The sequence below is a fragment of the Streptomyces durbertensis genome, from assembly GCF_014156695.1.
GTDB classification, from domain to species: Bacteria; Actinomycetota; Actinomycetes; order Streptomycetales; family Streptomycetaceae; genus Streptomyces; species Streptomyces durbertensis.
In genome coordinates, this window is the sequence record NZ_WMLF01000214.1 from 1 (window position 1) to 8854 (window position 8854).

Consider the following 8854-nt stretch of genomic DNA (forward strand, 5'->3'; position numbering starts at 1 on the left):
CCCCATCCCACGCCCCCACCCCCGGACGAAAGCAGAGAGCCCGTGCTGACCGTCGACTTCTCCCGGTTCCCGCTCGCCCCAGGCGACCGAGTGCTCGATCTGGGCTGCGGCGCCGGCCGGCACGCCTTCGAGTGCTACCGGCGCGGCGCCCGGGTGGTGGCGCTGGACCGCAACAGCGAGGAGATCCGCGAGGTGGCGAAGTGGTTCGCCGCCATGGAGGAGGCCGGGGAGGCGCCGAAGGGCGCGACGGCCACCGCGATGGAGGGCGACGCGCTCGCCCTGCCCTTCCCCGACGACAGCTTCGACGTCGTGATCATCTCCGAGGTGATGGAGCACATCCACGACGACAAGGGCGTGCTCGCCGAGATGGTCCGGGTGCTGCGGCCCGGCGGCCGGATCGCGGTCACCGTGCCGCGCTACGGCCCCGAGCGGATCTGCTGGGCGCTGTCCGACGCCTACCACGAGGTGGAGGGCGGCCACATCCGCATCTACAAGGCCGACGAACTCCTCGGCCGGATCCGGGAGGCCGGGCTGCGGCCCTACGGCAGCCACCACGCGCACGCCCTGCACTCCCCGTACTGGTGGCTCAAGTGCGCCTTCGGGGTGGAGAAGGACGGCGACGAGGCGGCGCTGCCGGTCCGCGCCTACCACAAGCTGCTGGTCTGGGACATCATGAAGAAGCCGCTGGCCACCCGGCTCGCCGAGAAGGCGCTCGACCCGCTCATCGGCAAGAGCCTGGTCGTCTACGCCACCAAGCCGCACCACCCGGAGGTGGCGGCGTGACAAGCCCGGAGCGCACCGAACGGCTGATCCTGCCGGGCGTCCTGACGGCCGAGCAGGCCAGGCAGACCGTGGCCGGCATCGCGGCCGGCCAGCGCGAGGACGGCGCGATCCCCTGGTTCCGGGGCCACCACCTCGACCCGTGGGACCACGTCGAGGCCGCCATGGCGCTGGACACGGCGGGCGAGCACGACCGGGCCGAGGCGGCCTACGACTGGCTCGCCCGGCACCAACTGCCGGACGGCTCCTGGTACGCGGCCTACCAGGACGGCGACGCCACGGCCCCCACCGACCGGGGGCGGGAGAGCAACTTCTGCGCCTACGTGGCCGTCGGCGTCTGGCACCACTATCTGGCCACCGGCGACGAGGCGTTCGTCGAGCGGATGTGGCCGGTCGTGACCGCCGCCGTGGAGTTCGTCCTCGAACTCCAGCAGCCCGGCGGGCAGATCGGCTGGAAGCGCGAGGACGACGGCACGCCCGTGACGGACGCGCTGCTCACCGGCTCCTCGTCCGTCCACCACGCGCTGCGCTGCGCCCTGGCGCTGGCCGAACACCGCGAAGAGCCGCAGCCGGACTGGGAGTTGGCGGCCGGGTGCCTGGGACACGCGATCGCCCACCACCCGGAGCGCTTCCTGGACAAGTCCCGCTACTCGATGGACTGGTACTACCCGGTGCTCGGCGGCGCGGTCACCGGGCAGGCCGGCCGCGACCGACTCCGGGAACGCTGGGACGAGTTTGTCGTGCCGGGCCTCGGAGTGCGCTGCGTGGTGCCGAACCCGTGGGTGACGGGCGGTGAGAGCGCGGAGTTGGCGCTTGCCCTGTGGGCGGTGGGCGAGTCCGACCGCGCGCTGGACGTACTGCGGTGGATCGGCCACCTGCGCGCCGACAACGGCATGTACTGGACGGGCTACGTCTTCACCGACGAGGCCGTGTGGCCGCGGGAGCAGACGACGTGGACGGCCGGCTCGGTGCTGCTGGCCGTCGCCGCGCTCGGCGGCGACGAGGCGACCGTGCAGGTCTTCGGCGGCGAGCGGTTGCCGCTCGGCCTGGCCCCGGACTGCTGCTGACGGCCGGGAGAGACACGACAACGCCGAGCGGCCCGCCACCCCTCTCCGGGGCGGCGGGCCGTTCGGCGTTGCCGTGCGCGGACCGCTCAGCCGCGCTGGATGCCCGAGGTGTCCTGGAGGACGCCGCGACGACCGTCCTGGGTCTGGGCGATCAGGGCCTGACCACGCTGCTCGACCGCCAGGTACCAGGTGCCCGGGGCGAGTTCGGCGATCGGGTTGGGCGAGCCGTCCTCGCCGAACAGCGGCCGGGCGGCCGGCACGGCGAACCAGAACGGCTGGAAGTTCGGGTCCGGCGCGGTGGCCTGCGGCTGCGGCTGCGCGGGCTGCTGGTGCTGGGCCGGCTGCGCCTGCCCGCCCTGCTGCGGGCCACCCTGCTGCGGGCCGCCGTACGACGGCTGGCCCTGCTGCTGCGGCGCCGGGTAGCCGTACCCGCCGGGCTGCTGCTGGCCGGGCTGGGGCTGACCGGGCTGCTGCTGGCCCGGCTGGGGCTGGCCGGGCTGGTGGGCGCCGGGGTAGCCGTAGCCGCCGGGCTGCGGCTGGCCGAGGTGCGGCTGGCCGGGCTGGCCCTGCTGCGGCTGACCGTATGGCGTCAGGCCCGCGTTCGTCCCGGAACCGGAGATCAGCGGGACCCGCAGCGCCGGCACGTACGAGCCGGCGATCGTCGCACCGGTGAGCAGGAACAGCGCCAGCAGCGCGATCCACTGACCGGCACCGACGTTCAGGTTGTCGATGACGCTGCCGAACTTCCGGGTCAGCGTCCAGACGGCGGACCAGGTGGCGAAGACCGCGAGGGCGACGCCCCACTGGGTCAGCTTCAGGCCGAGGAACTGCGTGTTCTCCGGCAGGAAGCGGGAGCCGACCGTGAGACCGGCCGAGATCAGACCGGGAAGGAAGATCGCGGGCAGGACCGGCCAGTAGAGGTTGGACCATCCGTTGCGTTCGAAGGGGATGTCGGTGCCCGGCGGCAGCCGCAGACCCCCGGTGTCCGCCGTGTAGAAGTTGAGGAACGAGGCGAGCAACAGCAGTGCCGCTGCCACGAGCACCACTGCGTCGCCTCGGGTGAGCGAGCGGTTGTTCACATCAGATCCTTCGTCGATCTTGTCGTCATGGTCCGGTCATCACGGGGGCTGCACCATCGTACGGACACACGGCGCCGCCGCCCGCATCCCCCCGCGCTCCGGTACCGGGTGCCACGGGATGCGACGGCTGTCCCGGTTGTGCGAGTTGGGTGGCATGTCCTCGGTGGCGCGTCCCCCGTGGTCGTCCCCCGCCGCTCGCTAACGCTTTCCTACCAGGAACGACGTCACTCCGTCAGCGATTCCGCGCGCGGCCTTCCCCTGCCACGCCGGGTCGGTCAGCAGTGCGACGTCCTCCGCGTCGCGCATGTTGCCGCACTCCAGGAACACCTTCGGCACCCGGGAGAGGTTCAGTCCGCCGAGGTCGTCGCGCGTGGTCAGCCCCGTCGCCGCCGTGCGCGGTCCCAGGTAGCCGGCCGGCCGCATCCCGGTGGCCGAGCGGTAGTGGTCGGCGAGGTGGCCGCCGAGCCGCCGGGACTCCTCGACGATCCCGGTGGTGTCCGCCGCGCCGGACTTCACGGCCGCCGGCAGGATGACGTGGAAGCCCCGGTTGCCGGGCGCCGAGCCGTCCGCGTGCACGGAGACGACGGCGTCCGCCTTCGCGCGGTTGCCGATGCGGGCGCGCTCGTCGATGCACGGGCCGAACGGGCGGTCGTCGTCCTGCGTGAACCTCACCTCGGCGCCGCGCTCCTCCAGCAGCGTCCGCACCCGGCGGGAGACCTCCAGGGTGAACCTCGCCTCCGGATAGCCGGCGTTGCTCGCCGTGCCGGTGGTGTCGCACTCCTTGCGGCCCGTGCCGATGTCGACAAGCCGGTTGAGCTCGGCCGGGTGGTTCCGGTTGCCCGGGTTGTGGCCGGGGTCGATCACCACCACCCTGCCGGCGAGGGCCTTCGACCCGCCGGGGCGGGCGTCTCCGTCGGCCGGCCCGGACGTCGACGGGCCGGGGGCCACGTCGGGCGAGGAACCGGACGGTTCGGCCGGGTCGGCGGGTTCCGAGGGCTCCCCGGGCGTCGCGTCCGCCGAACCGGCCGCCGACGGCGCGCCGGTGGGGCGGCCGGCTTCCTCCTCCCGTCCGCCGCCGGCGCGTTGCGCCACCAGCCACACCAGACCGGCCGCCACGCACAGCGGCAGCACCACCGCGAGCACGGTGAACAGACGGCGCCCGCCGGACATCAGACGCCGTCGCCCGTGCGGCGCAGCACCCGCAGCGAACCGGTCACCGACTCCTCGCGGAAGGCACCGGACTCCAGCGCCCGCCGGTACACCCGGAAGGGCGCCTGACCGCCGTCGGCGGGATCGGGGAAGACGTCGTGCACGACCAGCAGTCCGCCCACGGCCAGATGCGGCGCCCAGCCCTCGTAGTCGGCGCTGGCGTGCTCGTCGGTGTGGCCGCCGTCGACGAAGACGAGGCCGAGCGGCCGCCCCCACACGGCGGCGACCTGCGGCGAACGCCCGACGATCGCCACGACGTGGTCCTCCAGCCCGGCCGCGCGCAGGGTGCGGCGGAAGGTGGGCAGGGTGTCCATCAGCCCGACCTCGGGGTCGACCAGCCCCGGGTCGTGGTACTCCCAGCCCGGCTGCTGCTCCTCGCTGCCCCGGTGGTGGTCGACGGTGACCGCCGTGACCCCGCCCGCCCGGGCGGCCTCCGCCAGCAGGATCGTCGAACGGCCGCAGTACGTGCCCACTTCCAGCAGCGGCAGGCCCGTCGCGGCGGCCTCCACGGCGGCCGCGTACAGGGCAAGCCCCTCGTCGCTGGGCATGAAGCCCTTCGCGGCCTCGAAGGCGGCGAGTGTCTCGGGCGGGGGAGTGCTCATGCCGTCATGCTGCCCCATCGCCGGCCGACTGCCCAGCCGGGGGTCGCCCCACGCGCCGGGCCGCGCACGCGCGGGGACGCGCGCGGGGACACACACGGGGAATGTGGTGACGCGGAGGACCCGGCCGGCTGACGTGACGTCGGCCGGCCGGGTCGATGACCCCTCGTCCCGAGGGTGGACGCGGGTGGGGGCGCTCCAGGCTGTGGAGGGGAACAGCGCCCGACGCCCGCGTCCTGGCGGACACCGCCGGAGGTCCGGTCACCTCCCGGCGGGTTCAGTGGTGGTGTCCGGTACCACTGTGGCGGCCGGAATCGTGCGAGTCACCCCTTTCCACCGTGCCGCCCAGTCTGCCGCGCAGCCGTTTCAGCTCCGCCGGTTCTCCGACGGCCAGCCAGCGGCTGCCGACCAGGTAGGTGCCGCCGTAGGGCTTGGCCTCGTCAAGCCAGGCCCGCTGCCCACCGGCCGAGGTGAAGGTCGCCAGGACGAAACGGGACTTCCCGCTTCCGCACACGCCCTGACGTACCTCGCTCGCGTCGACGTTGACCGTGAGGTCGCACGACACCTCGGCGGCGAGCTGCTCCAACGTGGCGGCGGCCGGGGGCTTCCTCACACTCTCACTCCCGCCCGACGGCCCGCTGTCTCCCGCCCGGCCGAGGAGCAGTAGCAGCGCCGCGCACACGGCAGCCGCTCCGGCCGCTCCCGCGAAGCTCCTCCTGTGCCCTGCGGACGACAGCATCGGTGCCTCCTCTCCGCCGGCCCCCATCAGGGCCGGCACGTCGGTCAGTTCTTGCAGTTGCGGCCGGAGTTGATGCAGTTCGTGACCCGCTTCATCAGCCGGTCCGACATGACGTTGATGAAGTCGCCGTGGTCGGTGATCGGCTTGTGCAGCTGCTCGGGGAAGGAGTCGACCGCGAACGTCGTTCCCCTGGGCAGGTCGTAGGTGATGCGCTGGACCATCTGCGGGATGGCCCGGAAGCCGCGCTTGCAACTCCCGTCGCGCCGGGTGAAGTCGACGTGCGTGCGGTGGTTGGCGCTGTCGATGTTGCTGCCGTCCCAGCAGCTCTGGAAGCGCAGGGTGCGGACGACCTGGCTGCCCTCGGGGCAGATCGGGTACTTGTTCTTCAGCTGGCGGTTCTCGAAGCCGGTGCAGCTCCAGGAGGCGTTGGCGTTCCCGACACCGTTGGTGAACGCCTTGGCGTCACCGGTGATGATCCGCAGGAAGCGCGGCATCGCCGTCACCTTCTGCCGGGGGTTGCCCTCGAAGGTGAGGGTCACCGACGACGGCGTCTGGATCTGGCCGACGTTGCCGTCCTGGCCGCCGCCGGGCTCGTTGGCGTCCCGCTCGTTCTGGCCGTTCTGGAGCCGCAGCACCGGCCAGAAGTAGGACGACTTGTCGTTCTGGTTGACGCAGGTCGTCTGCGCTCGGGCGAGGTCGTTGTCGCTGGCGAACGCGTCGTTGCCCTGGTTGCCGACGTAGTCGTGCATGTGGTGGGCGCCGTTGCTCACACCGGGGGCGACGATGACGTTGTCCGGGTTGAACAGGCCGTTCTCGTTGCGGCCGCACTCGGTGGTGAACTTGCCCCGCGAGGCGCCGTTGCGGATGCGCTGCTGCGGCACGTTCGGCCGGACGCGGGTGATGTCCACGAAGTCCGAACGGGCCGGACCGCCGGGCTGCGCGTTCCCGTTCTGGTTGTTGCCGTTCTGGCCGTTCCCGTTCTGCCCGTTGCCTTCCTGGTTGTTCCCGTCCTGGTTGTTCTGGTCGCCGTCCTGCCCGGGCGCCCCGCCGTCGCGCCCGTTGCCGTTCCGGTCGCCGCCGTTCTGCTCCTCGTTGCGAGGGTCGGCCGCGATGGGTTCCGGCACGTTCTCCTTCAGCTCGCAGCCGGCGAGCCGTTCCAGCCCCGAGGGGCGGGGCGCGTTGCGGCTGATGGCGATGGCGATCCGGTCGATCGCCGCCGTGCGGCGGTTCTCCAGCGGGCCGAGAATGGCGTTGCGGGCGTAGTTCGGGTCCTGCCGTATCTGCCGGTCCGACCAGCGCAGCTTCTTGTAGGCGAACGCGACCTGGGCGTCCAGCTGCGCGAGGTTCCGGCTCACCTCGCGGCGGGCCTGGCGGGGGACCTCCGGCAGCGCGTCGGCCACCTCGGGGCAGGCGATCGTCGACATGCCCCGGGCCGCCTGGTCCTGCGGCTGGGCGGCGCGCGGGGCGGTGCCTTGTGAACTGCCGGCGCTGGCGTAGACGTTGGCTGCCACCAGACCGCCGCCCCCCAGCAGCAGTGCCAGCCCGGCGGCGGCCGTTCTGTTACGCAGCCGGGAGCGCCGATGCGTCTTGACACTCATGGAATCCCTCTCCTGTCCTAGCGGGGGTAGGGCGCGCTCTCATGCTGCTGACCGGGATCCGAGCCGGGGGTGAAGTGCTCAAAGGTGCTCAAGTTTCCGGACGCGCTGAGAGGGGAACGGGAGAGCGGCCGTACGGGGGGCGGACCGGACTGTCGGCGGCGGGTGCGACCATGGCCCGATGAAGCGGTTGACGAGCGGCGACGACGTGTTCGCGGGGCGGGGGCGGGAGAAGCGCGAGGGCGGCGGACACGGCTTTGTGGTGCTGCTCGCCGCCTGCCTCGGCCAGTTCCTCGTGGTGCTGGACGTCTCGGTTGTCAACGTGGCGCTGCCGTCGATGCGCGCCGACCTCGGAATGAGCGCCCCCGGCCTCCAGTGGGTGCTGAACGCCTACACCCTCACCTTCGCCGGGCTGATGCTGCTCGGCGGTCGCGCGGCCGACCTGTTCGGCCGCAAGGCGACCTTCCTCTGTGGGCTCGGCCTGTTCACCGTCGCGAGCCTCGCCGGCGGGCTCGCGCAGGAGGGCTGGCAACTGGTCGCCGCCCGCGCCGCCCAGGGCGTCGGCGCGGCCGTGCTCTCCCCGGCGACGCTGACGATCCTCACCTCCTCCTTCCCGGAGGGCCCGGCCCGCGCCCGGGCGATAGGCACCTGGACGGCCGTCGGCGCCGGTGGCGGCGCGGCCGGCGGCCTGGTCGGCGGTGTGCTCACCGACGCCCTGTCCTGGCGCTGGGTGCTGCTGATCAACGTGCCGATCGGCGCGGTCGTGCTGGTGGCCGCCGCGCTGTGGCTCACCGAGCGGCGGGTGCGCGGCGGCCGCCGGCTGGACCTGCCCGGCGCCGCGCTGGTCACCGGCGGCCTGGCGGCGCTGGCGTACGGCGTCGTGCAGACGGAGTCGGTGGGCTGGTCGTCGCCCGGCGCGCTGCTCCCGCTCGGCGGCGGCGTGCTGCTGCTCGGCTGCTTCGTCGCCGTCGAGGCCCGGGTGCGGGCGCCGCTGGTGCCGCTGCGGGTCTTCCGCTTCGGTACGGTCTCGGCGGCGAACGCCGCGATGTTCATCAACGGCGCGGCGATGTTCTCCATGTGGTTCTTCATCTCCTTGTACATGCAGAACGTGTTGGGGTTCACCCCGCTCCAGGCCGGGCTCGGCTTCATACCGCAGTCGCTGGGCATCGTGCTCGCCTCGAAGCTCGCGCCGCGCCTCATGGCCTTCACCGGCGCCCGCAACCTGGCCGTCGTCGGGGTGCTGGTGGCCGCCGTCGGCTGCCTGTGGCAGAGCGGCATGGACGCCGACGGCAGCTACCCGACAAGCGTGCTGGTGCCCGGGGTGCTGATGGCCGTCGGCGTCGGGCTGGCCGCGACACCGCTCGCCACGCTTGCCACCGCCGGCGCCGCGCCGGAAGAGGCCGGCCTGGTCTCCGGCCTGGTCAACACCTCCCGCACGATGGGCGGCGCGCTGGGAATCGCGGTGCTCACCACCGTCGCCACCGCGCACGGCGGCGACAGCTCCGACCCGGCGGAGGTGGCGCACGGGCTGGGCGTGAGCTTCCTCGTCAGCGCGGTCGTGCTGACCGTGTCGGTGGCGCTGATGCTCACCGCGCTGCCCGGCCGCGCCACCCCGCCCGTGCGCTCCGGAAGGTGATCGGGACGTCGGTGTTGACTTCCCGTCAACAAGGCGCCTATACAGGGAGCCGAGCCGGCTGGAACGTGTTCTCCCCTCGGGATGGGCCGGCCGGGGCCCGGTTGTCGCCGTCGCCTCGTCGACCCGTCGACCCGTCGACCACCGCCGGGC

General features: G+C 73.0%; 8 protein-coding genes. 3 read left to right on the forward strand and 5 right to left on the reverse strand.

Annotation, left to right across the window (positions count from 1 at the left end):
• Nucleotides 1-42: 42 nt before the first annotated feature.
• Nucleotides 43-783: a class I SAM-dependent methyltransferase gene (locus tag GL263_RS15425; RefSeq protein WP_182856287.1), complete on the forward strand. Its 741-nt coding sequence runs from the start codon at nucleotides 43-45 to the stop codon at nucleotides 781-783.
• Nucleotides 780-1847: a prenyltransferase gene (locus GL263_RS15430; RefSeq protein WP_182856288.1), complete on the forward strand. Its 1068-nt coding sequence runs from the start codon at nucleotides 780-782 to the stop codon at nucleotides 1845-1847. The genes GL263_RS15425 and GL263_RS15430 overlap by 4 nt, the downstream gene beginning before the upstream one ends.
• Nucleotides 1848-1933: 86 nt before the next feature.
• On the opposite strand, the gene GL263_RS15435 is transcribed toward GL263_RS15430, so the two are convergent.
• The 5 genes from GL263_RS15435 to GL263_RS15455 form a co-directional block, all read right to left on the reverse strand.
• Entirely contained in the window at nucleotides 1934-2815 is an 882-nt protein-coding gene (locus GL263_RS15435; RefSeq protein WP_438947961.1) for a hypothetical protein, read from the reverse strand.
• Nucleotides 2816-3124: 309 nt separating this feature from the next.
• Nucleotides 3125-4096 (reverse strand): N-acetylmuramoyl-L-alanine amidase, encoded by a 972-nt coding sequence (locus GL263_RS15440; RefSeq protein WP_182856290.1) that lies wholly within the window; start codon nucleotides 4094-4096, stop codon nucleotides 3125-3127.
• A complete protein-coding gene (locus GL263_RS15445) occupies nucleotides 4096-4737 on the reverse strand; it encodes a class I SAM-dependent methyltransferase (RefSeq protein WP_182856291.1) in 642 nt (213 codons plus the stop codon). Before GL263_RS15445 ends, GL263_RS15440 begins: the two co-directional genes overlap by 1 nt.
• A 274-nt stretch (nucleotides 4738-5011) precedes the next feature.
• The gene (locus GL263_RS15450) at nucleotides 5012-5347 is read right to left on the reverse strand and encodes a hypothetical protein (RefSeq protein WP_182856292.1); all 336 of its coding nucleotides are present in this window, start codon (nucleotides 5345-5347) and stop codon (nucleotides 5012-5014) included.
• Between the two features lie 170 nt (nucleotides 5348-5517).
• Nucleotides 5518-7071 carry a DUF1996 domain-containing protein gene (locus GL263_RS15455; RefSeq protein ID WP_182856293.1) on the reverse strand — a complete coding sequence of 518 codons (1554 nt, stop codon included), beginning with the start codon at nucleotides 7069-7071 and terminating at the stop codon, nucleotides 5518-5520.
• Between the two features lie 178 nt (nucleotides 7072-7249).
• On the opposite strand from GL263_RS15455, the gene GL263_RS15460 reads away from it, so the two are divergent.
• A complete protein-coding gene (locus tag GL263_RS15460; RefSeq protein ID WP_182856294.1) occupies nucleotides 7250-8704 on the forward strand; it encodes an MFS transporter in 1455 nt (484 codons plus the stop codon).
• The last annotated feature ends 150 nt before the right edge of the window (nucleotides 8705-8854 follow it).